15 protein-coding genes are annotated in these 23,112 nt (G+C 61.8%); 8 read left to right on the top strand and 7 right to left on the bottom strand.

All coding sequences use genetic code 11. The annotated features are described in order from the left end of the window. Window positions 1-4 precede the first annotated feature (4 nt). The 6 genes from QRN48_RS07635 to QRN48_RS07660 all read right to left on the bottom strand — a co-directional run bounded on the left by QRN48_RS07635 (window position 5) and on the right by QRN48_RS07660 (window position 11,375). The gene (locus QRN48_RS07635) at window positions 5-3,100 is read right to left on the bottom strand and encodes an MdtB/MuxB family multidrug efflux RND transporter permease subunit (protein WP_285349815.1); all 3,096 of its coding nucleotides are present in this window, start codon (window positions 3,098-3,100) and stop codon (window positions 5-7) included. Continuing rightward, the gene (locus tag QRN48_RS07640) at window positions 3,097-4,422 is read right to left on the bottom strand and encodes an MdtA/MuxA family multidrug efflux RND transporter periplasmic adaptor subunit (RefSeq protein ID WP_191943269.1); all 1,326 of its coding nucleotides are present in this window, start codon (window positions 4,420-4,422) and stop codon (window positions 3,097-3,099) included. Before QRN48_RS07640 ends, QRN48_RS07635 begins: the two co-directional genes overlap by 4 nt. A gap of 212 nt (window positions 4,423-4,634) precedes the next feature. After that, on the bottom strand, window positions 4,635-5,135 hold the full coding sequence (tpx, locus tag QRN48_RS07645) for a thiol peroxidase (protein WP_191943270.1): 501 nt from the start codon (window positions 5,133-5,135) through the stop codon (window positions 4,635-4,637). Window positions 5,136-5,238: 103 nt separating this feature from the next. Next, on the bottom strand, window positions 5,239-8,895 hold the full coding sequence (locus QRN48_RS07650; RefSeq protein WP_502944583.1) for a translocation/assembly module TamB domain-containing protein: 3,657 nt from the start codon (window positions 8,893-8,895) through the stop codon (window positions 5,239-5,241). Between the two features lie 32 nt (window positions 8,896-8,927). Next, complete coding sequence (locus tag QRN48_RS07655; RefSeq protein ID WP_285349820.1) at window positions 8,928-10,658, bottom strand: autotransporter assembly complex protein TamA; 1,731 nt, start codon at window positions 10,656-10,658, stop codon at window positions 8,928-8,930. Between the two features lie 66 nt (window positions 10,659-10,724). Beyond that, window positions 10,725-11,375 carry a GNAT family N-acetyltransferase gene (locus QRN48_RS07660; RefSeq protein WP_285349821.1) on the bottom strand — a complete coding sequence of 217 codons (651 nt, stop codon included), beginning with the start codon at window positions 11,373-11,375 and terminating at the stop codon, window positions 10,725-10,727. 226 nt (window positions 11,376-11,601) lie between these two features. On the opposite strand from QRN48_RS07660, the gene xthA reads away from it, so the two are divergent. Beyond that, window positions 11,602-12,414, top strand: a complete 813-nt coding sequence (gene xthA, locus QRN48_RS07665) for an exodeoxyribonuclease III (RefSeq protein ID WP_037010241.1) — start codon at window positions 11,602-11,604, stop codon at window positions 12,412-12,414. 57 nt (window positions 12,415-12,471) lie between these two features. Here the strand turns inward: xthA and QRN48_RS07670 are convergent, their stop codons facing one another. After that, on the bottom strand, window positions 12,472-13,704 hold the full coding sequence (locus QRN48_RS07670) for an acyl-CoA dehydrogenase (protein ID WP_037010243.1): 1,233 nt from the start codon (window positions 13,702-13,704) through the stop codon (window positions 12,472-12,474). Window positions 13,705-13,860: 156 nt separating this feature from the next. Between QRN48_RS07670 and QRN48_RS07675 the strand changes: the two genes are divergently transcribed. The 7 genes from QRN48_RS07675 to QRN48_RS07705 all read left to right on the top strand — a co-directional run bounded on the left by QRN48_RS07675 (window position 13,861) and on the right by QRN48_RS07705 (window position 22,959). Further along, complete coding sequence (locus QRN48_RS07675) at window positions 13,861-14,808, top strand: LysR family transcriptional regulator (RefSeq protein WP_037010244.1); 948 nt, start codon at window positions 13,861-13,863, stop codon at window positions 14,806-14,808. A gap of 496 nt (window positions 14,809-15,304) precedes the next feature. Then, on the top strand, window positions 15,305-15,682 hold the full coding sequence (locus tag QRN48_RS07680) for a MerR family transcriptional regulator (RefSeq protein WP_285349824.1): 378 nt from the start codon (window positions 15,305-15,307) through the stop codon (window positions 15,680-15,682). A gap of 52 nt (window positions 15,683-15,734) precedes the next feature. Then, window positions 15,735-16,634 carry a hydroxymethylglutaryl-CoA lyase gene (locus QRN48_RS07685; RefSeq protein WP_285349825.1) on the top strand — a complete coding sequence of 300 codons (900 nt, stop codon included), beginning with the start codon at window positions 15,735-15,737 and terminating at the stop codon, window positions 16,632-16,634. A gap of 701 nt (window positions 16,635-17,335) precedes the next feature. Next, window positions 17,336-18,499 carry an isovaleryl-CoA dehydrogenase gene (locus QRN48_RS07690; RefSeq protein WP_285349826.1) on the top strand — a complete coding sequence of 388 codons (1,164 nt, stop codon included), beginning with the start codon at window positions 17,336-17,338 and terminating at the stop codon, window positions 18,497-18,499. Between the two features lie 16 nt (window positions 18,500-18,515). Further along, window positions 18,516-20,123, top strand: coding sequence for a carboxyl transferase domain-containing protein (locus QRN48_RS07695; RefSeq protein WP_285349828.1), 1,608 nt, complete (start codon window positions 18,516-18,518; stop codon window positions 20,121-20,123). A gap of 14 nt (window positions 20,124-20,137) precedes the next feature. After that, window positions 20,138-20,995, top strand: coding sequence for a gamma-carboxygeranoyl-CoA hydratase (locus QRN48_RS07700; RefSeq protein WP_285349830.1), 858 nt, complete (start codon window positions 20,138-20,140; stop codon window positions 20,993-20,995). Then, the gene (locus QRN48_RS07705) at window positions 20,995-22,959 is read left to right on the top strand and encodes an acetyl/propionyl/methylcrotonyl-CoA carboxylase subunit alpha (protein WP_285349832.1); all 1,965 of its coding nucleotides are present in this window, start codon (window positions 20,995-20,997) and stop codon (window positions 22,957-22,959) included. Before QRN48_RS07700 ends, QRN48_RS07705 begins: the two co-directional genes overlap by 1 nt. Window positions 22,960-23,112 lie beyond the last annotated feature (153 nt).

Here is a 23,112-nt window from a genome sequence, read left to right on the forward strand (position 1 = left end):
CCGGTCATAGCGCCGCCTCGGTCTTGGGCTGCCGCGCAAACCGGCGCCCCAGCCGATCAAAGTACAGATAGATCACCGGCGTGGTGAACAGCGTCAACACCTGGCTGACCAGCAGGCCGCCGACCATCACCAGGCCCAGTGGCTGGCGCAGCTCGGCCCCGGAGCCGGATGCGAACATCAGGGGTATGGCGCCGAACAACGCGGCCAGGGTGGTCATGAGAATCGGCCGGAAGCGCAGCAGCGCCGCTTCATAGATGGCGGTCTGTGGGTCGATCCCGCGATTGCGCTCAGCATCGAGGGCGAAGTCGATCATCATGATCGCGTTCTTTTTGACGATGCCGATCAGCAGAATGATGCCGATGATGGCGATCATGCCCAGGTCGTTACCGCTGAGGATCAACGCCAGCAAGGCCCCGATCGCCGCCGACGGCAGGGTCGAGAGGATGGTGATGGGATGGATGTAGCTCTCGTACAGCACGCCCAGCACGATGTACATCGTGATCACAGCCGCGAGCACCAGCAACAGCGTGCTGGAGAGCGACGCCTGGAACGCTTCGGCCGCGCCCTGAAACTCCGTCTGCACACCGATCGGCATGCCGATGTCTTTCTGCACCTGCTCGATGACCTCCACCGCCTTGCCCAGCGCAACACCCGGTGCCAGGTTGAACGACATCATCACCGCAGGGAATTGCCCGATATGGGCAATCGCCAACTGCGCCTGGCGCTGTTCGACCCGGGCCAGACTCGACAGCTTGACCTGACCGCCGTCAGTGGTCTTGACGTGGATCTGCTCCAGCGCCTGGGGACCGAGTTCACTGCCTGAATCGGCCTGCAACACCACGCGGTACTGGCTGGCCTGGGTGTAAATGGTGGAGATCTGCCGCTGGCCGAACGCGTCGTACAGCGCATCGGTGATATTGGCCACCGTCACGCCCAGCCGGCTGGCCGCGTCACGATCAATGTTGAGGAACACCTGCAGCCCCTTGTCCTGCAAGTCGCTGGCGACGTCGGTCAGCTCGGAACGCTGAACCAACGCCTCAACCAGCTTGCCGCTCCACAGGTTAAGCAGCTCGGCATCCGGTGAAGACATGCTGAACTGGTATTGCGTGCGGCTGACGCGGTCTTCGATGGTCAGGTCCTGCACCGGTTGCATGAACAGGCGGATGTCCGAGAGCTGGTCGACCTCCGGCTGCAGGCGCTGGATCACTTCGGACGCGGTCACGTCGCGCTCGCTGTGGGGCTTGAGGTTGATCAGCATGCGGCCGCTGTTGAGGGTCGCGTTGTCGCCATCGACACCGATGTAGGACGACAGACTGGCGACTGCGGGGTCCTGAAGAATGATTTTCGCCAGGGCCTGCTGGCGCTGACTCATGGAGGCAAACGACACCGACTGCGGCGCTTCGGAAATACCCTGAATGACGCCGGTGTCCTGCACCGGAAAGAACCCCTTGGGCACGGCAAGGTACAGCAGAACGGTGATCCCGAGAGTCGCGATGGCCACCAGCAGGGTCAGCGGCTGGTGTTTGAGCACCCACTGCAACTTGCGCCCGTAGGCGGCCACCAGCCAGTCGATCCAGGCGCCGCTGGTCCTGTAGAAGCGGCCTTGTTCGTCTTCCTTCGGCTCGCGCTTGAGCAAGCGCGCGCACATCATCGGAGTAAGTGTGAGCGACACCACCAGTGAAATCAGAATGGCCACGGCCAGGGTGATCGCGAATTCCCGGAACAGCCGCCCCACCACGTCTGCCATGAACAGCAGGGGGATAAGCACGGCGATCAGCGAGATGGTCAGCGAGATCAGCGTGAAGCCGATCTGCCGCGCGCCCTTCAGCGCGGCCTGCAGGGGCGTCTCACCCTCCTCCAGGTGCCGGGAAATGTTTTCCAGCATGACGATGGCGTCGTCCACCACGAAGCCGGTGGCAATGGTCATCGCCATCAATGTCAGGTTGTTCACCGAAAAGCCGGCGAGGTACATCACCCCGAAGGTGCCGATCAGCGACAGCGGCACGGCCACTGAAGGAATGATCGTTGCGCTGAGGCGGCGCAGGAAAAGAAAGGTGACGAGCACCACCAGCACGATGGAAATCAACAGCTCGTGCTGCACGTCGCTGACCGAAGCGCGGATGGTTTGCGTGCGATCGGTGAGCACCTTGACGTCCAGGCCGGCCGGCAGGTTGTCGGTGATACTCGGCAGCAGCGCCTTGATGCGGTCAACCACTTCAATGACGTTGGCGCCCGGCTGGCGCTGAATGTTGAGCAACACGGCCTGGTTTTCGTTGGCCCAGGCAGCGAGACGTTCGTTCTCCGCGCCATCGACGATCTCGGCGACGTCCTTGAGCCGCAGCGGCCCGCCGTTGTTATACGCCAGGATCAGGTTGGCGTATTCCTCCGGTGACTTGAGCTGGTCGTTGGCATCGAGCATGGAAACGCGCGTCGGGCCGTCGAAATTACCCTTGGGCGTGTTGACGTTGGAGGCGCTGACCAGCGTGCGCACGTCGGCCAGATTCAGGCCATTGGCGGCCAGCGCGTCGGCGTTGACCTTGATACGCACCGCCTGACGCTGCCCGCCGGCAATGGTGACCATGCCGACTCCGCTGATCTGCGCGATCTTCTGCGCCATGCGCGTGTCGACCAGATCGTTGAGTTTGGGCAGCAACATGGTTTTCGAGGTAATGGCCAGCGTCAGCACGGGGGTGTCAGCGGGGTTGACCTTGTTGTAGGTCGGCGGCGCCGGCAGGTCACTGGGCAACAGATTGGTTGCGCCGTTGATCGCCGCCTGCACTTCCTGCTCGGCGACGTCCATATTGATGTCGAGGCTGAAGCGCAAGGTAATGACCGACGCGCCGCCGGAGCTGGTCGAGGCCATCTGCGTCAAGCCGGGCATCTGCCCGAACTGGCGTTCGAGCGGCGCCGTCACGGCACTGGTCATCACCTGCGGGCTGGCGCCGGGGTACAGCGTCATCACCCGGATGGTCGGGTAATCGACCTGCGGCAGCGCCGACACGGGCAGCAGCTTGTAGGCGATCAGGCCGGCAAGCACGATGGCGAGCATGCTCAGCGTGGTGGCGACCGGCCTGAGGATGAACAGCCGTGACAGGTTCATACGTTGCCTTTCTTCGCTGTTCCGCTGTCCGCAGACTCACCGGACTCCTTCGATGGCTTGCCTTGCAACTGTTGCCCAGGCGTTGCCGGCACGTCCTTGCTGTCGTTGACGACCTCCACTGCGCTGCCGTCTTTGAGACGGTCGGTGCCTTCGAGCACAACGCGGTCACCGGCGACCAGGCCCTCGGTAATCACCGTCGAGTTTTCGTCGCTCGGCCCGGTTTTCAGCTGGCGGATGCGCACGGTCTTGTCGCCATCCATCACATACACAAAGGTGCCGTTGACCCCGAACTGCACCGAGGCAGTGGGTACCAGCACAACGCTTTTCAGGGTGTTGGCGAGCAGGCGCGCATTGACGAACTGATTGGGGAACAGCGCTTCATTCTGGTTATCGAAACGCGCCTTGAATTTCAGCGTTCCGGTGGTGATGTCGATCTGGTTGTCGATGCTGGCCAGAACGCCGCTGGCCTGCAGCTTCAGGTCGCCACGGTCCCACGCCTCCACCGGCAGTTTGTCGCCGCTGCGGTAGCGGGTCAGCACTTCAGCGAGGTCTTTTTCCGGCAGGGTGAAATTGACGGTGATGGGCTTGGTCTGGGTGATCACCGCCAGTGCGGTGGTGTCATTGGCGGCGACCAGATTACCCACGTCGAGCTGGCGCAAACCGATGCGACCAGAGATGGGCGCGCGGATTTGCGAGAACTCCAGATTGAGTTTCGCATCGCCCACTGCCGCCTGATTGGTCTTGATGGTGCCCTGGTACTGGCCAACCAACGACTCGGCCGTGTCCAGGGTTTGCTTGGCGATGCTGTCTTCTTTGTACAGGCCCCGATAACGCTGTACATCAAGCTGAGCATTTTTGAGCAACGCCTGGTTCTGCATCAGCGTGCCTTCGGCCTGCTGCAGGGCGATCTGGTAGGCACGCGGATCGATCACTGCCAGCAGATCGCCGGCCTTGACCTGCTGGCCTTCCTGGAAGTTGATCTTCATCAGTTCGCCGCCCACCCGGCTGCGCACATTGATGGTATTCAGCGCGGTGACCGTGCCCAGGGCCTTGTAGTAAATCGGGAAGTCGCCCGTGGTTGCGGCTGCAACCCGCACGGGCACCGGAGCGGTGGCGCCGCCGAAGCCCGGACGCGGTCCGGCCGGCTTCCCCGCACCGCCGCTGCGGCTGGCGCCTTTCTGCGCCTGCTCGGTTTTCTGCCCGTTCGCGTCCGATTGCGACGAAGAACCCGGCCAGAAGCGCCAGCAAAGACCAGCAACGATCAACAGAACCAGCAGGCTTAGCAGCCAGCGACGGGAATTACGGGGGCCAGACAATTGCATGAATAAATCAACCAGTGTGCGCGCGAGCGTCTTCGGGAGGCTGAACAATAAGCATAGATAGAGGCCAAGCAAAGGGCCTTTACCGGCAATTTACCTAGTGCTTACTTTGGATAAAGTGCTGACATACAAATAAAAAACGGCCTGAGGAAGTCAGGCCGCCTGTGCGTCGCCGCGCTGTGCCATTGGTTGATGGCACAGCGCGGACGGCGAAGTTACTTCAATACCGCCAGCGCTGCGTCGTAGTCCGGCTCCTGGCCAATCTCCGCGACCAGCTCGCTGTGCAGCACAGTGTCGTTTTCATCCAGCACAACCACAGCGCGGGTGGTCAGGCCGACCATCGAGCCATCGGCAATCGCCACGCCGTAGTCCTGCATGAACTGCGCGCCACGCATGGTCGACAGGTTCTTCACGTTTTCAAGGCCTTCCGCACCACAGAAGCGAGCCTGGGCGAACGGCAAGTCTGCAGAGATGCACAGTACGACAGCATTGGTCAGGTCGTTGGCCTGGGCATTGAATTTGCGCACCGAGGTGGCGCAAGTCGGCGTGTCGACGCTTGGGAAAATATTCAGCACCTTGCGCTTGCCGGCAAACGTTTCAAGGGTAGCGTCGGACAGGTCGCCCGCCACCAGCGTGAAAGCCGGGGCCTTGCTGCCGACTTTTGGCAGTTCGCCACTGATTTGTACCGGGGAGCCTCTACGAGTCACTTGTGCCATGAGCTGAGTCCTTATGTGAGGTGGGGTGCAAAAGCGGAAGTTAACCACGAAAGCGTGTGGTGACCTATCGCCATCCATGAATTTGTACGACAGGTCACCACCATCAGAAATCGCGCTTGTAAAAGATGTCCAGGGAACTCGCCACACCGCTGGCGGCTTCCACATAGACCTTTTTCGACAGCAGATAGCGCAATGCAATGGTGTTGGCGGGCTCAAACACGCCTACGCCATAACGCAAGCTGAGCTTGTCGGTGATCTTGCCGCTGGCGACCACGGCCGTCTTGTCGCCGCTGCCTGAGGTGTCCAGATCGAAATCCTGAATGCCAAGCCCGGACGCCAGTTTGCCCGCAGTGGAGGAGCCCCCTGCCAGCCCCAGTGCCAAGGCCGCCTGGGCGACCATGTTGCTGTCCTCGCCGTTGGTGCTCAACGGTCGGCCGAGCACCAGGTAAGACAGTGCCTGCTCCTGGCTCATCGCGGGCTCCGAGAACACCGTGGTGGTCGGCTGCTCCGCGCTGCCACTCAAGCGGATGCCGGCGATCACATCGTCGGTCTGGCGAATGGCTTCGATGTCCAGATACGGCTGATCCACCGGCCCGGCAAACAGGAGGCGGGCTTTACGGATCGTCAGGCGCTGGCCATAGGCACGGTAACGGCCGTCGTTGAGGTTCAATTCGCCACGGGTGTCCATGTTGTCGCCAATGTGCACGTGCCCGGCCAGATTGGCCGTCAGTCCGAACCCGCTGAACGCGAGGGTTTCTTGCCCGACTTCGACGTTCACGTCCATTGCGATGGCCAGTGGCGCTTTGCCCTGTTTGGTCTGCCGACCAACGATCACGGTGTCATCCGAGACCTTGACCGTGGACGGAGGCAACTGGCGCACGGTGATCTCGCCTTTGGGGATCAACACCTTGCCGGAGACCGCAAGCCGGTCACCCGCCAGGGTGATTTTCAAATCAGGTGCGGCCTCGAGCTTGGCGTAAGGCTCCACCGTGATCGGCAATCGCGAGCCTTTAAGGGCAACGTCGACGTCCAGCGCATCGGCCCAGGCGACATGCCCGCCAATGCTCCCCCGCCCGGCCGCCCCGCTGACCCAGGCGCCAGTGAGGTCGACGCGCTCGCCCGCAATCACCGCCTGCACGTTGAGTTTGTCCAGGCTGACGGGCAACTCGGGACCTGACACCTCGCCGTCATTGAGCGCAACGTTGCCATTGATCAGCGGCGCCAGAAGGCTGCCCGAGATCCGACCGCGGCCGTTGAGCTTGCCGTTGAGTTTCTCCACCGTCGGTGCGAACGGCCGTGCCAGCGAAATATCCAGCCCGCTCAGGGTGAAATCGCCGGTGACGGGCTTGTTTTTGCCAATCGGGTCGATGCTCACGCTGGCCAGCAGCTCACCGAGTTTTCCGCCGCGGAAAATCAGGCTCGTGTCCACCTTCCTGGGAGTGAGGACACTGGTCAGCTTCAGGGTGTCGTAAGGGAAGTCCAGCCACTGGTTCTTGTCCTTGACGCGCAACGTCCCGCCGCTGGCGTCGATGACCACCTGCCCATTGGGACCGGCCGCCGGGACATCCAGTTGAATATCGGCATTCAGAGCACCTTTCCAGGCAAAGTCCTTGGGCAACCATTTCGCGAGGCTTTCCAGCGGGAAGCGCTTGAGGTGATAGCGCAAACGTGGCTCGGGCATCAGCCGCTGGTCCTCGCCACACAGACTCGCAGGGCCAGACACCCAGCAGTGCGCGCCAAAGTTCACCTTGCCGTCAGCCAGGCGCTCCAGTTTCGCCGGCTGCTGGAGCTTCCAGTCCTGGCCTCCACTCTGCACATCGCCGCTGGCCAGCCGACCGCGCCAGTTGCCTTTGTCCCATGTGCCGTCAAGCGCCAGAGCCAGTTTGAGCAACGGCCCTTGCAGATCAAGCTTTAGCTGCTGGCGCTTGATATCACCCTGACCGTTGACGATCAGGGCGCCGAGTGCAGTGTCGCCCGCCTGAATCCCGCTGGTTTTCAGGTCAACCGTGGCGCGTTGCGCGTTATCCAGTCGGGCGGACAGCGCGAGGGTTTGCAGCTGGTTCGTCTGATACGCAAGTTGGGAGCCCTGTAACGCCAACTGGCCCTGGGGCGCTTGAAGCGTGCCCGCGACATCGAGCCGTCCTTTCATCTGCCCTTGCAGACCCGGCCACAATTGGCCCAGCCGAGGCAGACTGATGTCCAGTTGGCCGGCGACTTTTTGCTGCAGGCTGCCGGCACCCTGAATGCGGTTGTCCCCCAACCGGACCTCGAGAGCGGTGAGGTTCCACTTGTCATCAGCACCGTCGGCCTTGGCCTGGATGACCGCAGGCTGGCCACGAAGGCGCCCCTTCAAGTCGAGATCCGCATTGAGGCTCAGTTGCTGGTTGCGCAAGGCGCCTTTGCTGCGCAAAGGCCCGGCCAGTGATCCAGGCAGTTCAGCCACCCAGTAGGCGGGATCGATCGCGCTCAGATCCAGCGCGGTGTCCCAGGCAATGCCGTCGGCAAATTGCAGGTTCAAATGACCACTGGCCTTGCCCTGTCCCGCCGCCAGTTCAAGTTGGGGCAGAAAAATCTGCTGCAGATCGCCGCTGAACGGGCTTTGCAGGCTGAACGGGCCCGCCGGGCCTTTGAAATCCCCAGCGAAATGGCCAAGGTAGTTGCCGTCGGTGTAGGACACTTCCCCGGTGAAGGTGTGAACGCTGACCTGCGGTTCATCGATAACCGGGTACAAGCGATGCCATGGGAAATCCAGCCAGTTGATCTTCGCGTCGGCGCGCAGGCCCTGCTGCCAGTCCAGTTTGCCGCTGGCCTGTAGGCGCTGATTGTCACTGGCCGTCAGGTCCAGGGTTGTAATGTCTGCGCCCTTGGCGTCAACACGGCCTTGCAATGTCAGTGCTACCGGCCCCTTTTCGGCGGGAAGGCTGGCATTACCGGTTATCGCATAGCCTTTAGCCAGGTCACCTTTGGCATTCAGGACAAGGTGATTGAGTTGCAGGGTGTCTGGCAGATCGGCCGCCGGCTTGAACGCCTCGCTGGTGATGGCGATGTCCGCCGGCAGGTTCTCGACCAGCGGCTGTAGCTGCCCGACCAGGCTGGCTTCGAGGTAGCCCTTGCTCTGCGCATTGAGCATCAACGTCTTGAGCAGGTCACCCTGAATATCCAGCGCAAGTGACAACGGCTGGCCACTGACGTCCGGCAGTTTCAGGTGCCCTTGCGCTGTCAGCGGCCAGTTGCCTGCGGGTTTGAGCAACCCGGACAGGTCGAGGGTGATGTCGTCACGGCTGGCGTGCAGTGCATCGATCTTCAGCCCCTCAGCGGTCCAGTGTGCGGCCAGTTGAACGTCTCGAACCTGCTCGGTGCCGTCCAGGTGCAGGCTGCCGATCTGTACGCGACCGAGTTGCAGGGCCAGTGGCAGATTGAGGTCGGGCAAGGTAATGGGGCCACTGGCGGTTTCGCCACTGGACGGCGGGAACTGCAGCCTGATGTCGCCGGCCTGCAGCGTGTCGATGCACAGGGTCATGCGCATCAGGCATGAGGGCGACCAGTCGAACACCGGTGCGTCGATCTCGACCGTGCTTTGCCCTTGCTGCCAAACCAGATGGTCCGCCTGCCAGGCGCCACCCAGGCGCCCGGCGAACCCCTCGACCGACAGCCCCGGCACCCGCTCAAGCGCCCAGCGGCTGCCAGTTTGCGTACCCAGGAGCAAGGACAGAGCCAGGACCACCAGGATCAGGACTGACAGCAGGGTAATCGCCGTGATTGCCGCGATGCGTTTCACCAGAGCTCCGTTTGTCACAGTTCAGGCCCCATCGAGAAGTGCAGGCGAATGCCGCCCTCTTCGTCCAGTGCATGGGCGAGGTCCAGGCGCAGCGGGCCGACCGGGGAAACCCAGCGCACACCGATGCCGACCCCCGTCTTGAGGCTTGGCAAATCAAGGGAGTTGAACGAGTTGCCCTGATCGACGAACGCCGCCACCCGCCATTTTTCGGCGATGGAATACTGATACTCGGCGCTGCCGGCGATCATGTAGCGGCCGCCAATCCTGTCGCCGTCGGAGTTTTCGGGCGACAGCGACTGGTAGTCATAACCGCGGACGCTCTGGTCGCCACCGGCAAAGAATCGCAACGACGGCGGAATGGACTTGTAGCCGTTGGTGGCACTGCCACCGACCTGCACGCGCCCCAGGAAACGATGATTCTGCGCGACCGTGGTCAGGCCTTTGAGCAGCACGGTGCCGTGCAACAGGTTGGCGTCCGAGCCAAGGCCTTCCTTGGCCACCTGCGTGTCGAACTGCAGGCGATAACCGTTGTGTGGGTCGATCCGGTTGTCGCTGCGCAGGTAGGAATAGCTGATGCCCGGCATGAGCAAGGTGCTCAGCCCAGAATCGTCCCCCAGGCGGTATTCCTCGCGCTGCCATTTCAGGGAAATGACCCGTTCCCAGCCGCTGGGCAGTTTGCTGTGCCACTCGGGGCCGACGGTCAGCAGTTTGCTTAGGCTGTCGGTGTCGGCGATTTCTTCGTACTGATAACCGCCGGCAAACCGCAATTTGTCGGTGAGCGGCGGGTCCAGCGGGATGTCATAGAACAGCCCGACGTTCTGCCGTGGCGCCGAGATTTCGGCCTCCGCGCCATAGCTGTGGCCCTGGGGATTGACCCAGTGGCGCGTCCAGTTGGCCTTGACCCGCGGACCGACGTCGGTGGAGTAGCCCACCCCAAGCCCCAGGGTTCGGGGTTTGCGGGTTTGCAACTGCACGTCGACCGGGATGACCTGGGCCTGTGCATCGGTCGGCGAGGCATTGACCCGCACGCCTTCGAAATAGCCGCTCGCCTGCATGGCCTGATTGAGCTCGGCAATCAGCTCGGAGTCATAGGGTGTGTCTTGCTTGAAAGGCACCATGCGCCGCAGCAGCTCCTCGTCGAACGGCGCGTCGCCACTGAATGTCACTTTGCCCAGCGAGAAACGCGGGCCGCTGTCATAGACCAGTTCGATGTCGGCCACGCCCGCGCGCGGGTCCACCGACAGACGCTGGGTGACAAACCGGCCGCTGAAGAAGCCGTAGCGCGCAGCCTGAGTCTCGATCAGGTGCTTGGCGTCCTCATAGACGCCGTGATTGAGCACGGCCCCGGATTTCAGCGCGTCGCCTTTCGGCACGCGAAAGCTTTTGAGTTGTGCGGCCTGCCCCGTCACGCGTATGGACACATTGCGCAGGTGAACCGGCTCTCCGGCCTGCACGTTCAGCAGCAGTTGCAGGTTGTTGTCGACGTGGCGGACTTCACTGTCTATCTGCGCCTGATAATAGCCAAGCGCCTGAGCGGCCTTTTGCGCCTGCTCGATGGCTCCGACGCTGAAGCGCTCCAGCGCCGGTTCGTCGCGCTCGCCGAGGCTGCCCACGTACCCTTCGATGTTGGATTTGAGTGCGGCGTTGGAGGGCTTGATCCGAACTTCCAGCTGCGCATCCGCGAAGGCCGCGCAGCTGGACAACATCAGGACAAAACCACTGGTGTAGCGATAGGGAAACTTCATAGGCGCGAATGCTACACGAGCGAAGCGGGCTGCTGAAACCCGCGAAAAATGACAAGCGTGTGAAGCTCAAGCCGCCGAACCCAATGGAACTTGGGGATTGGGGTGGAAAAATATATGTTCTCGGACAGGTCCTACTTCTACTTCACCGATTTCCTGATAGCCGTGTCGATTATAGAAATCCAGATAATCGCCATTGCCGGTGTCGAGGACGATGCCTTTCGAGTTCTTGTCCTGCGCGCACCAGTCGTGCAATGCCTGCAGCAGTTGTTCCCCGTAGTGTCGCCCCTGCAGATCGGGATGTACGCCGAACAGCGGCAGCACATGGACCGATTCGGTCGGCAGGCACGCCAGCACGGCGTGGTAATACTCCAGGTAGCGCTGAGTGCAGCGCAGCCCGGTGCTCATGAGCATACGAATGCGCCAGGCCCAGCTTTCGGTGATGCCCAGGCGCCGTTGCGGCGGTGCGATCAGGGTCACGCCGACCAGGCGGTCCGCCACGAACAGGCCCAACGCCGGCATGTCCTGAAAATAGTGCTCTTTGACCAAAGCACGGATGGTCGCTTTCACACGGCGCTCATAGCCGGGCCGACCGGATTCGAACAGGTAAGCGAAGCTCGGCTCCTTTAGATAAGCCTGGTACAGCAGCGTGCGGGTTTCGCGGGAGTAGCCGCTGTCGAGCTCACGGATCTGCACCGTTTCGCTGGCCATTTCAGGCATGGTAATCGTCCTTTTGGTAAGCCGCCGGCGGGGCCGAAATGCGGCCCGCCTGGGTGGTTGACATCAAGGCTTCGAGTCGCCGCTTGCGAGCGCAGTTCCCGTCACTTGCCCTCGGTTCAGGAATGCACGTTGCCGGCTCCTTAGACGCCGCGGGAAACAGCCGACACTGGCCGTTGCCGGGCAGGTCAGCTAGCATCGCCGTTTGTTTTTGCCAGGACCGCCGCCCATGAAAATTGTGTCTTTTAATATCAACGGTCTTCGCGCCCGACCGCATCAACTGGCGGCGTTGATCGAAAAACACCAGCCCGACGTCATCGGGCTGCAGGAAACCAAGGTCTCCGACGAGCAGTTTCCCCAGGCCGATATCGAAGCGCTGGGCTACCACGTGCATTTTCACGGGCAGAAAGGCCACTACGGCGTCGCCCTGCTCTCGCGGCAGCCCCCGTTGTCGATTCACAAAGGGTTCGACAACGATGATGAAGACGCCCAGCGTCGCTTCATATGGGGGGCGTTCGCTGACCGCAACGGCAACCCTGTCACCGTCATGAACGGCTATTTCCCACAGGGCGAAAGCCGTGATCATCCCACCAAGTTCCCGGCGAAGTTGCGCTTCTATGCCGACTTGCAACAGCTGCTGGAGACCAGGTTCAGTAACGACCAGCCACTGGTGGTGATGGGAGACGTCAACATTTCTCCGGAAGACAGCGACATCGGCATTGGCGCCGACAATGCCAAGCGCTGGCTGAAAACCGGCAAGTGCAGTTTTCTGCCGGAAGAGCGCGAATGGCTCGCCAAACTCAAGAGCTGGGGGTTGGTGGACAGCTTCCGCCATCTGTACCCGGAAGTCGTCGATCAGTTCAGCTGGTTCGATTACCGCAGTCGCGGGTTCGAGGATGAACCCAAGCGCGGCCTGCGCATCGACCTGATCCTCGCCTCCCACGGCCTGCAACCGCGCATCAAAGCCGCTGGCGTGGATTACCACCTGCGCTCGATGGACAAGCCTTCGGACCATGCGCCGATCTGGCTTGAGCTGGAATGACCCCAGACGTTCAGCGGCTACCCGGAAAGTCTCCGGGACCGCTGAACCTTTTGCCGCTCAGGAATGTTTGCTGCGCAGCATGTCCGCAGGCACATATTTGCCAATCTCGAATTTGCCGATGGCCGCGCGATGGACTTCATCCGGGCCGTCGGCAAGGCGCAGGGTGCGCTGCATGGCGTACATGTAGGCCAACGGAAAGTCACCGGACACCCCGGCGCCGCCGTGCATCTGGATGGCCCGGTCAATGACCTTCAATGCCACGTTGGGCGCCACCACCTTGATCTGCGCGATCTCGCTTTTCGCCACTTTGTTGCCGACAGTGTCCATCATGTACGCCGCCTTCAGTGTTAGCAGACGAGCCATGTCGATTTCCATGCGTGAGTCAGCAATTTTGTCGATGTTGCCACCGAGCTTTGCCAAAGGCCGACCGAACGCGGTGCGCTGCACAGAGCGCTTGCACATCAATTCCAGCGCACGCTCCGCCATGCCGATCGAACGCATGCAGTGGTGAATCCGACCCGGGCCGAGACGACCCTGGGCGATTTCAAAGCCGCGGCCTTCACCCAGCAGGACGTTTTCGTACGGCACCCTCACGTTTTCAAACAGCACTTCCGCGTGGCCGTGGGGCGCATCGTCGTAGCCGAACACCGGCAGCGGCCGCACGATTTTCACCCCGGCCGTGTCCGTGGGCACCAGGATCATCGAATGCTGCTGGTGACGAGGCCCATCCGGATTGCTCAGGCCCATGAAGATCATGATCTTGCAGCGAGGATCGCAGGCCCCGGACGTCCACCACTTGCGTCCGTTGATCACCCACTCATCGCCCTCGCGCACAGCGGTCGCTGCCATATTGGTCGCGTCTGATGACGCGACATCCGGCTCGGTCATGGCGAAAGCAGAACGAATCTCGCCGCGCAGCAAAGGTTCGAGCCACTGCTGCTTCTGCGCTTCGCTGGCATACCGCACCAGCACCTCCATGTTGCCGGTGTCCGGCGCAGAACAGTTGAAGGGCTCGGGCCCCAGCAGCGAACGGCCCATGATTTCGGCCAGCGGCGCGTATTCCAGGTTGGTCAGCCCGGCCCCGAGTTCGGATTCGGGCAGGAACAGGTTCCACAGGCCCTGCGCTTTTGCCTGCGCCTTGAGCTCCTCCATGATCGCCGTCGGCTGCCAGCGATCGCCTTCAGCCACTTGCCGCTCGAAGACAGGCTCGGCCGCGTACACGTACGTGTCCATGAAAGCCGTCACACGCTCGCGCAGTTCCTGAACCTTGGGGGAGTAAGCAAAATCCATTGGGCAGCTGCCTTCTGTGAGGTGTTGTCAGGTCGTGATCCGATGCTAGAGCAGCCTTCCCCATTTATCTAACCTATTCTCGGCGTGTATAAACATTCATAACCGATATATGATCGGCGCATTCCTAACAACAAGAACTGCCCGAGGCGCACCGCCATGAACCTGAGCAAGGTCGATCTCAACCTCTTCATTGTGTTTGACGCCATCTATACCGAGGCCAACCTGACCCGCGCCGGACAGATCGTCGGCATTACCCAGCCTGCCGTGTCCAATGCACTGGCGCGGCTGCGAGAAACGTTTAACGACCCGCTGTTCGTGCGCACCGCCCAGGGCATGGTGCCGACGCCGATGGCGCAGAACATCATCGGACCGGTGCGCAATGCGCTGTCGCTGCTGCGGGTGTCGGTGCAAGAGAGCAGGATTTTCAATCCGCTGCAGGCGAGCAAGAACTACCGCATCAGCATGACCGACCTCACCGAAGCGGTGATCTTGCCCGCGCTTTTCCAGCGTCTGCGCCGTCTCGCGCCCACCGTGACCATTGAAAGCTTTCTGTCCAAGCGTCGCGAAACCACCAAGGAGCTTGCTGCAGGGCGTCTGGATTTTGCCGTGGATGCCCCGCTCAACACCGACCCGCAGGTGCGTCACGTCAAGCTGATGGAAGACCGATACGTGTGCGCCATGCGCCGGGGTCATCCGCTGGCAGGCAAAGAGGCGATCAGCCTGGATGACTACCTTGGCGTCGCGCATATTCACATTTCAAGCCGCCGCAGCGGGCTGGGTTATGTCGATCTCGCGCTTGGCAAGATGGGCATTCAGCGCAAAGTGGCCCTGCGCTCGCAGCACTACTTGATGGCCTCCCAAGTGCTGCAACAGACCGACATGGTCATGACCGTCCCCGAGCGCTTCGCCCGGCGCAACGATCTGCATTTTGTGTACTTGCCGGTGAACGACGTGCCGACCGTGGAAACGCACCTCTACTGGCACGAAAGCACCGACCAGGACCCGGCCAACCGCTGGATGCGCGAGCAGATCATCGAGCTTTGCCAATTGGTCACCGCGCAGGAACGCAAGCTGGGCAAGACCCTTGAGGCCGCGGGTAAGTAGGCTTTTGCGGGAGAGTCAGTAGGCATTCTGTTAGTGGGACCGGCCAGCACCAGCGGATATATGCTGTCCCACTATTGAAAATGCAGGCATCCAGTGGGACCGACTTTAGCCGGGAAGATGCCGGTATGAACACCCTCAATTTCTCGGCGTGACTGCCGAAGCCTTCCCGGCTGAAGCCGGTCCCACGATCGAGGTTCCAGCCAGCACCAACGGACATATGCGGTCCCACTATTGAAAATGCAGGCGTCCAGTGGGACCGGCTTTAGCCGGGAAGATGCCGGTGTGAACACCCTCAATTTCTCGGCGTGACTGCCGACGCCTTCCCGGCTGAAGCCGGTCCCACAATCCGGCGTTCCAGCCAGCACCAACGGATGTACGCGGTCTGTTAGTGGGACCGGCTTCAGCCGGGAAGAAGATTCAAGCGTTGAGGGACTGCTTGACGTTAACGTAAAGCACAACTTACGTTACGCGCATGCCTTCCGTATCGAGCACTGCCATGACCACCACGTACAGCATCTCCGACCTCGCTCGCGAGCTGGACATCACCACCCGCACCATCCGCTTCTATGAAGAACAAGGCATGCTCAGTCCGGAACGACGCGGGCTTGAGCGCATCTATTCGCCGCGCGACAAAGTCACCCTCAAGCTTATTCTGCGGGGCAAGCGCATTGGTTTCTCCCTCGCGGAGTGTCGCGAGCTGATCGGTTTGTACGACCCGGCAGGTGGCAACCACAAGCAGCTCAGCACCATGCTCGAAAAGATTGCCGAGCGACGCGCCCAGCTTGACCAACAGCTGCTGGACATTCAGCAAATGCAGCTTGAACTGGATACCGCCGAAGAGCGCTGCAACGCAGAGCTATCGAAGTCCCTATAAATCAGCGAGATAGCCTGCCAACTTAACGCCCAATCTTTCATAAGGTGTCGATATGTCCCTCCCTCAGCGCGTCCGCCTGGTCGAAGTCGGGCCCCGCGATGGTCTGCAGAACGAAGCCGTACCCGTCAGCGTCAGCGACAAGTTGCAGCTGGTGCACAACCTGGCTGAGGCTGGCGTGAGCTATATCGAGGCAGGCAGTTTCGTGTCGCCAAAATGGGTGCCGCAAATGGCCGGCTCCGCTGAACTGTTCGCCGGGCTACTACGCAAACCGGGCGTGACCTACGCGGCACTGGCGCCCAATCTGCGCGGTTTCGAGGACGCGCTGGCTGCCGGGGTCCAGGAGGTGGCGGTGTTCGCCGCTGCGTCGGAAGCTTTTTCCCAACGCAATATCAATTGCTCGATCAGCGAAAGCCTGGATCGTTTTTTACCGGTCATGGAAGCCGCGCGACTGCATGGCATTACCGTTCGCGGGTATGTTTCGTGCGTATTGGGCTGCCCATATGAAGGTGACGTCGCACCCAAGCAAGTGGCCGCAGTTGCCAACGAGCTCTACGCCATGGGCTGCTATGAAGTGTCCCTCGGCGACACCATCGGCACCGGTACACCGAGTGCCACCCGTGCGCTGTTTGACGTGGTGGCCGGGCAGATTCCGCGCGGCAAGCTGGCCGGGCATTTTCACGACACCTACGGGCAGGCCCTTGCCAACATTTACGCCAGCCTGCTGGAAGGCATTCAGGTCTTCGACAGCTCTGTTGCCGGTCTCGGCGGCTGCCCCTACGCCAAAGGCGCGACCGGCAACGTGTCGAGCGAGGACGTGGTCTACCTGCTCAACGGTCTGGGCATTGAAACCGGCATCGATCTGGACAAGCTCATTGCCGCCGGCCAACGCATCAGCGACACCCTGGGTCGGGCAAACGGTTCCCGGGTCGCGAAAGCACGTCTGTCGGCTTGATGTGCGACAAGTTGTCACACAGTGTTACCCTGCCCGCCATCGCGTTCAGGGAAACGGGTAACACGGAAACACCTGGCGACAGATTCACCCTTGAACCCAGCCCGGTGAAGCCCGCAAAGCCGGTAAATCCGGGACCCGTTAAAAGTTGGCATGGCTTCTGCTATCTCTTACGTACAATAAAAATAACAGCAGCAACATCCCAATAAAAACAACACGTATCGGCTCTGACATAACAAGAACAACACGGACAGAGACGCAGCTAACAGATTTTTTTGGAGTGGATCGCTTTACCTGAGGCACAAGCCTCACAACCGACCGAGAACAATAAAACTGTCCCCAGACAGCGACCAGGCGGATTGGATCGAAAGATCGAGGTGTATCAGCGCTCAAAAAAATACGTTTGCTCTTGGCCCCGGATGGGGGACGCTCATAAAAGGAAAAAGGCTGGCTGCCAAAAATAACAACAGGCCACCTGAAAATAAAAAAGAGCATGCAATGACTACTTGAAGGGGAGCCCAGGCTCCCCTTCGTGCTGTTCGTCCTCCGCCAATACCCTCCGTCAACAGCCCTCCCCTTTACCCTCAAGGTTGCCCTACAGCAACACGTTGACAGCTACGCGCCCGCAGGTTTACGTTAACGTAAAGGTGACACCCCAACGCTCGATTTGACTGCCTACAAAAATAACAACGGGAATGCCGTCCATGAATTACCCCACGCTCAATTTCGGCCTCGGCGAAACCCTCGACATGCTGCGCGACCAAGTCCGCGCATTTGTCGCCGCCGAGCTTGCTCCACGTGCTGCACAGATCGACAAAGACAACCTCTTCCCTGCCGACATGTGGCGCAAGTTCGGCGACATGGGACTGCTGGGCATTACCGCCGACGAAGAATACGGCGGCGCAGGCCTGGGCTACCTGGCCCATGTGATTGCCATGGAAGAAATCAGCCGTGGGTCTGCCTCCGCAGCGCTTTCCTACGGCGCGCATTCCAATCTCTGCGTCAATCAGATCAACCGCAACGGCACCCCTGAACAGAAAGCCCGCTACCTGCCCCAGTTGATCAGCGGCGAGCACGTTGGCGCGCTGGCCATGAGTGAACCCAACGCCGGCTCCGACGTGGTTTCGATGAAGCTGCGCGCTGACCGGCGCGGAGACCGCTTCGTGCTCAACGGCAGCAAAACCTGGATCACCAACGGGCCGGATGCCAACACCTACGTGATCTACGCCAAGACCGAGCCGGAAAAAGGCGCCCATGGCATCAGCGCGTTCATCGTTGAGCGCGACTGGCACGGTTTTTCGCGCGGCAACAAATTCGACAAACTGGGCATGCGCGGCTCCAACACCTGCGAGCTGTTCTTCGACGACGTCGAAGTGCCTGAAGCAAACCTGCTCGGCGCGCTGAATGGCGGCGTCAAGGTGCTGATGAGCGGCCTCGATTACGAGCGAGTTGTGCTCTCGGGCGGTCCGGTCGGCATCATGCAGGCGTGCATGGACGTGGTGCTGCCGTACATTCATGACCGCAAGCAATTCGGTCAAAGCATCGGCGAGTTCCAGTTGATCCAGGGCAAGGTCGCCGACATGTACACGCAGCTGAACGCCAGCCGCGCCTATCTTTACGCCGTGGCCCAGGCGTGCGAGCGCGGAGAAACCACGCGCAAGGACGCCGCCGGGGTGATTTTGTATGCCGCAGAGCGGGCAACCCAAATGGCCCTGGACACCATCCAGATCCTTGGTGGCAATGGCTACATCAACGAATTTCCGGCAGGCCGACTGTTGCGCGACGCCAAGCTCTACGAGATCGGCGCCGGCACCAGTGAGATCCGCCGCATGCTGATTGGCCGCGAACTGTTCAACGAGACCCGCTGACAGCGCCGGAGGCCTTATGACCACTCTGCACACCCAGCTCAACCCGCGCTCCCCGGAGTTCGCCAGCAACGACGCGGCCATGCGCAAACAGCTCGACGCGCTGCGCAATCTACTCGAACACGTTCAACGCGGTGGCGGCGCCAAAGCGCAGGAGCGCCACACCTCGCGCGGTAAATTGCTGCCCCGCGAGCGCATCAATCACCTGCTGGACACCGGTTCGCCGTTTCTGGAACTCAGCCAGCTCGCCGCCCATGACGTATATGGCGAAGACGTGCCCGCCGCCGGCCTTGTCGCGGGCATTGGCCGGGTCGAAGGCGTGGAATGCATGATCATCGCCAACGACGCGACGGTTAAGGGCGGCAGTTACTACCCGCTGACGGTGAAGAAGCACCTGCGCGCCCAGGCGATTGCGCAGCAAAATCGTCTGCCGTGCATTTATCTGGTGGATTCCGGTGGCGCCAATCTGCCACGCCAGGACGAGGTCTTCCCTGACCGTGAGCACTTCGGCCGAATCTTCTTTAACCAAGCGAACATGAGCGCCGAAGGCATCGCGCAGATCGCCGTCGTGATGGGCTCGTGCACCGCGGGTGGCGCCTATGTACCGGCAATGGCCGACGAAACCATCATGGTGCGCGAGCAGGCGACGATCTTCCTTGCCGGCCCCCCGCTGGTGAAAGCGGCAACGGGCGAGGTGGTCAGCGCTGAAGACCTGGGCGGGGCTGACGTGCATTGCAAGGTCACGGGTGTGGCCGATCACTACGCCGACAGCGATGCCCACGCGCTGGCGCTGGCCAGGCGCTGCGTGGCCAACCTGAACTGGCGCAAGCTCGGTCAGCTGCAAACCCGCCCGCCCATGCCGCCGCTGTACCCCGACCACGAGCTGTACGGCGTCATCCCCGCCGATGCCAAGCAGCCGTTTGACGTGCGCGAAGTCATCGCGCGGCTGGTTGACGGGTCGCGCTTCGATGAATTCAAGGCCCTGTTCGGCACTACGCTGGTGTGTGGTTTCGCTCATCTGCACGGCTACCCCATCGCCATCCTTGCCAACAACGGCATCCTTTTCGCCGAGGCCGCGCAAAAAGGCGCGCACTTCATCGAGCTGGCCTGCCAGCGCGGCATTCCGCTGCTGTTCCTGCAGAACATCACCGGGTTCATGGTTGGCCAGAAATACGAAGCCGGCGGCATTGCCAAACATGGCGCCAAGCTGGTCACGGCAGTGGCCTGCGCCAGGGTGCCGAAGTTCACGGTGATCATCGGCGGCAGTTTTGGGGCCGGTAACTATGGCATGTGCGGCCGCGCCTACGACCCGCGCTTCCTGTGGATGTGGCCTAACGCCCGGATTGGCGTGATGGGTGGCGAACAGGCGGCGGGCGTGCTGGTGCAGGTCAAGCGCGAGCAGGCCGAGCGCAACGGCCAGGCGTTCAGCGCTGAAGAAGAGAGCGCGTTGCGCCAACCGATCCTGGATCAGTACGAGCATCAGGGGCACCCCTTTTATTCCAGTGCACGGCTGTGGGACGACGGCGTTATCGACCCGGCGCAGACGCGCGAGATTCTCGGCCTGGCCATCAGCGCGTCGCTTAACGCTCCCATCGAACCGACGCGCTTCGGCGTGTTCCGGATGTGACCAAGGATTGCCCCATGAACGATTTCGCCACACTCGATATTGTTCGCGACCCGCGCGGGTTCGCCACGCTCTGGCTGAACCGCCGGGAGAAGAACAATGCTTTCAATGCGCAGATGATCCGCGAACTGATCATCGCGCTGGACCGTTTGCAAAAGGACGACAGCCTGCGCTTCCTGGTCCTGCGCGGCCGTGGCCGGCACTTCAGCGCCGGCGCCGACCTGGTGTGGATGCAGGAGTCGGCCAATCTTGACTACAACACCAACCTGGGCGACGCCCGTGAACTCGGCGAGCTGATGTACAACCTCGCCAAGTTCAAGGCGCCGACCCTGGCCGTGGTGCAAGGCGCGGCATACGGCGGCGCGCTGGGCCTGATCAGTTGCTGCGACATGGCCATTGGCGCCGAGGACGCGCAGTTCTGCCTGTCAGAAGTGAAGATCGGCCTCGCGCCTGCGGTGATCAGCCCCTTCGTGGTGCAAGCCATTGGTGAACGCCATGCACGTCGCTACGCGCTGACGGCTGAACGCTTCGATGGCACGCGAGCACGGGAAATCGGCCTGTTGGCGGACTGCTTCCCTGCTGCCGAACTTGAGCAGCAGCTGGGCGCCTGGATTGCCAACCTGCTACTCAACAGCCCCCAAGCCATGCGCGTCAGCAAAGATCTGCTGCGCGAGGTGGCCGACGGGGAGCTGACCCCTGCCCTGCGCCGCTATTGCGAAAACGCCATCGCGCGCATCCGGGTCAGCGCCGACGGCCAGGAAGGTCTGCGCGCCTTCTTGCAAAAACGCGAACCCGCGTGGCGCGGCGAGCCCTCCACTTCAAAAGGCGCGGACATTCTGCCGGGCCCGCGCAGCCCCCAGGGAGAACCGCAGTGATGAGCGTCCTGCACACTAAACAGCTGAGTTCGGTGCTGATCGCCAACCGCGGTGAAATCGCCTGCCGGGTCATGCGCACCGCCAAGGCCATGGGCCTCACCACGGTTGCCGTGCACAGCGCCACGGACTGCAACGCGCGACACGTGCGCGAGGCCGACATCGCCGTCAACCTTGGCGGCAGCAAGGCCAGCGAGAGCTATCTGCAGATCGATGCACTGATCGAGGCTGCCAGGGCCAGCGGTGCTCAGGCGATTCATCCGGGCTACGGTTTTCTTTCCGAAAATGCCGGCTTTGCTCGCGCCGTCGAGGCTGCGGGGCTCGTTTTTCTCGGCCCGCCCGCCTCGGCGATCGACGCCATGGGCAGCAAGTCCGCTGCCAAAACCTTGATGGAGGCTGCTGGCGTCCCGCTGGTACCCGGTTATCACGGCGATGCCCAGGACGCTGCGACCTTTCGCGAAGCCGCTGCACGAATCGGTTACCCGGTGCTGCTAAAGGCCACGGCGGGCGGCGGCGGCAAAGGCATGAAGGTGGTCGAGCGCGATGAGGATCTGGCTGATGCGCTGGCCTCGGCGCAGCGTGAGGCGCTGTCGTCGTTCGGCGATTCGCGCATGCTGGTCGAAAAATACGTGCTCAAGCCGCGCCACGTGGAGATCCAGGTGTTCGCCGACCAGCACGGCCAATGCCTGTACCTCAACGAGCGCGACTGCTCTATTCAGCGCCGTCACCAGAAGGTCGTCGAAGAAGCGCCGGCACCCGGGCTGACCGCGCAGATGCGCCAGGCAATGGGTGAGGCGGCCGTGCGGGCTGCTCAGGCAATCGGCTACGTCGGTGCCGGCACGGTGGAGTTTTTGCTGGATGCGCGTGGCGAGTTCTTTTTTATGGAGATGAACACGCGCCTGCAGGTCGAGCACCCCGTCACCGAAGCGATCACTGGCCTGGACCTGGTGGCATGGCAGATCCGCGTGGCGCAGGGCGAGTCGTTGCCGATCTCCCAGGCCGAGGTTCCGCTGAAGGGTCACGCCATCGAAGTGCGACTGTATGCGGAAGACCCCGCCAACGACTTTCTACCGGCAACCGGGACGCTCGCGCTGTACCGCGAATCTGCGCTCGGCCCGGGACGGCGCGTCGACAGCGGCGTGGCCGAAGGTGATGAGGTGTCGCCGTTCTACGACCCCATGCTCGGCAAACTGATTGCCTGGGGCGAAACCCGTGAAGAAGCACGTCTGCGTTTGCTGGCGATGCTCGACGAGTTCGCTATTGGTGGTCTGCGCACCAACCTCGCTTTCCTGCGCCGCATCATTGCGCACCCTGCGTTCGCCGATGCCGAGCTGGACACCGACTTCATCCCCCGTTATCAGCAAGATTTGCTCCCGCCGCCTGCCGAATTGGCTGAGGCGTTCTGGCCGCTGGCAGCCCAGGCTTACCTGAGTACCGCACCCTCTCGGGTCAGGGCGGACGATGCGCACTCTCCCTGGTCGTCGGTGAACGGGCTACGCCTTGGCGGACACCGCGAGGCGACGCTGAACCTGGTGTGCGGGATGCACACCAGGAGCGTGGCGCTACGCGTTGACCCTCATCACAGCGTTCGGCTGTCGGGCGAGCACCTTGAGGTCGAGCAGGACGGTGTGCGCCGGCAAATGCTGGCCATTCGCAGGGCCGATACGCTTTACCTCCGCTGGCAGGGTGAGATGCACGCCGTGCGCAACTTCGATCCCATCGCCGAAGCGGATTCCAGCCACGCGCATCAAGGCGGGCTCAGTGCCCCCATGAACGGCAGTATCGTTCGGGTGTTGGTCGACGTCGGCGAGCAGGTTGAGATTGGGACAGCGCTGGTGGTGCTGGAAGCCATGAAAATGGAACACAGCATTCGCGCGAACACCGCGGGCACCGTGGCAGCGCTGTATTGCGCAGAAGGCGAGATGGTCAAGGAAGGGGCGGTGCTGGTCGAGCTGCAAACTAACTGAGGAACACAAGACGCAAGCTGGCCTACGGAATCTGTAGGAACCAGCTTGCTGGCGACGGAATCTGTAGGAGCCGGCGGCAGGAGAAAATGTAGGCGCCAGCTTGCTGGCGAACGCGTTTCTTCAGCTGCCGGTTGCGTACCTGACACACCGCAT

Origin of the sequence: Pseudomonas sp. ME-P-057 (genome assembly GCF_030208975.1) — a bacterium.
GTDB classification, from domain to species: Bacteria; Pseudomonadota; Gammaproteobacteria; order Pseudomonadales; family Pseudomonadaceae; genus Aquipseudomonas; species Aquipseudomonas lutea.

Bases quoted from the DNA above. Each gene is read 5' to 3' on its own strand.
- QRN48_RS07635 (WP_285349815.1), bottom strand. From the start codon at position 3,100: ATGAACCTGTCACGGCTGTTCATCCTCAGGCCGGTCGCCACCACGCTG.
- QRN48_RS07640 (WP_191943269.1), bottom strand. From the start codon at position 4,422: ATGCAATTGTCTGGCCCCCGTAATTCCCGTCGCTGGCTGCTAAGCCTG.
- tpx (WP_191943270.1), bottom strand. From the start codon at position 5,135: ATGGCACAAGTGACTCGTAGAGGCTCCCCGGTACAAATCAGTGGCGAA.
- QRN48_RS07655 (WP_285349820.1), bottom strand. From the start codon at position 10,658: ATGAAGTTTCCCTATCGCTACACCAGTGGTTTTGTCCTGATGTTGTCC.
- QRN48_RS07660 (WP_285349821.1), bottom strand. From the start codon at position 11,375: ATGCCTGAAATGGCCAGCGAAACGGTGCAGATCCGTGAGCTCGACAGC.
- xthA (WP_037010241.1), top strand. From the start codon at position 11,602: ATGAAAATTGTGTCTTTTAATATCAACGGTCTTCGCGCCCGACCGCAT.
- QRN48_RS07670 (WP_037010243.1), bottom strand. From the start codon at position 13,704: ATGGATTTTGCTTACTCCCCCAAGGTTCAGGAACTGCGCGAGCGTGTG.
- QRN48_RS07675 (WP_037010244.1), top strand. From the start codon at position 13,861: ATGAACCTGAGCAAGGTCGATCTCAACCTCTTCATTGTGTTTGACGCC.
- QRN48_RS07680 (WP_285349824.1), top strand. From the start codon at position 15,305: ATGACCACCACGTACAGCATCTCCGACCTCGCTCGCGAGCTGGACATC.
- QRN48_RS07685 (WP_285349825.1), top strand. From the start codon at position 15,735: ATGTCCCTCCCTCAGCGCGTCCGCCTGGTCGAAGTCGGGCCCCGCGAT.
- QRN48_RS07690 (WP_285349826.1), top strand. From the start codon at position 17,336: ATGAATTACCCCACGCTCAATTTCGGCCTCGGCGAAACCCTCGACATG.
- QRN48_RS07695 (WP_285349828.1), top strand. From the start codon at position 18,516: ATGACCACTCTGCACACCCAGCTCAACCCGCGCTCCCCGGAGTTCGCC.
- QRN48_RS07700 (WP_285349830.1), top strand. From the start codon at position 20,138: ATGAACGATTTCGCCACACTCGATATTGTTCGCGACCCGCGCGGGTTC.
- QRN48_RS07705 (WP_285349832.1), top strand. From the start codon at position 20,995: ATGAGCGTCCTGCACACTAAACAGCTGAGTTCGGTGCTGATCGCCAAC.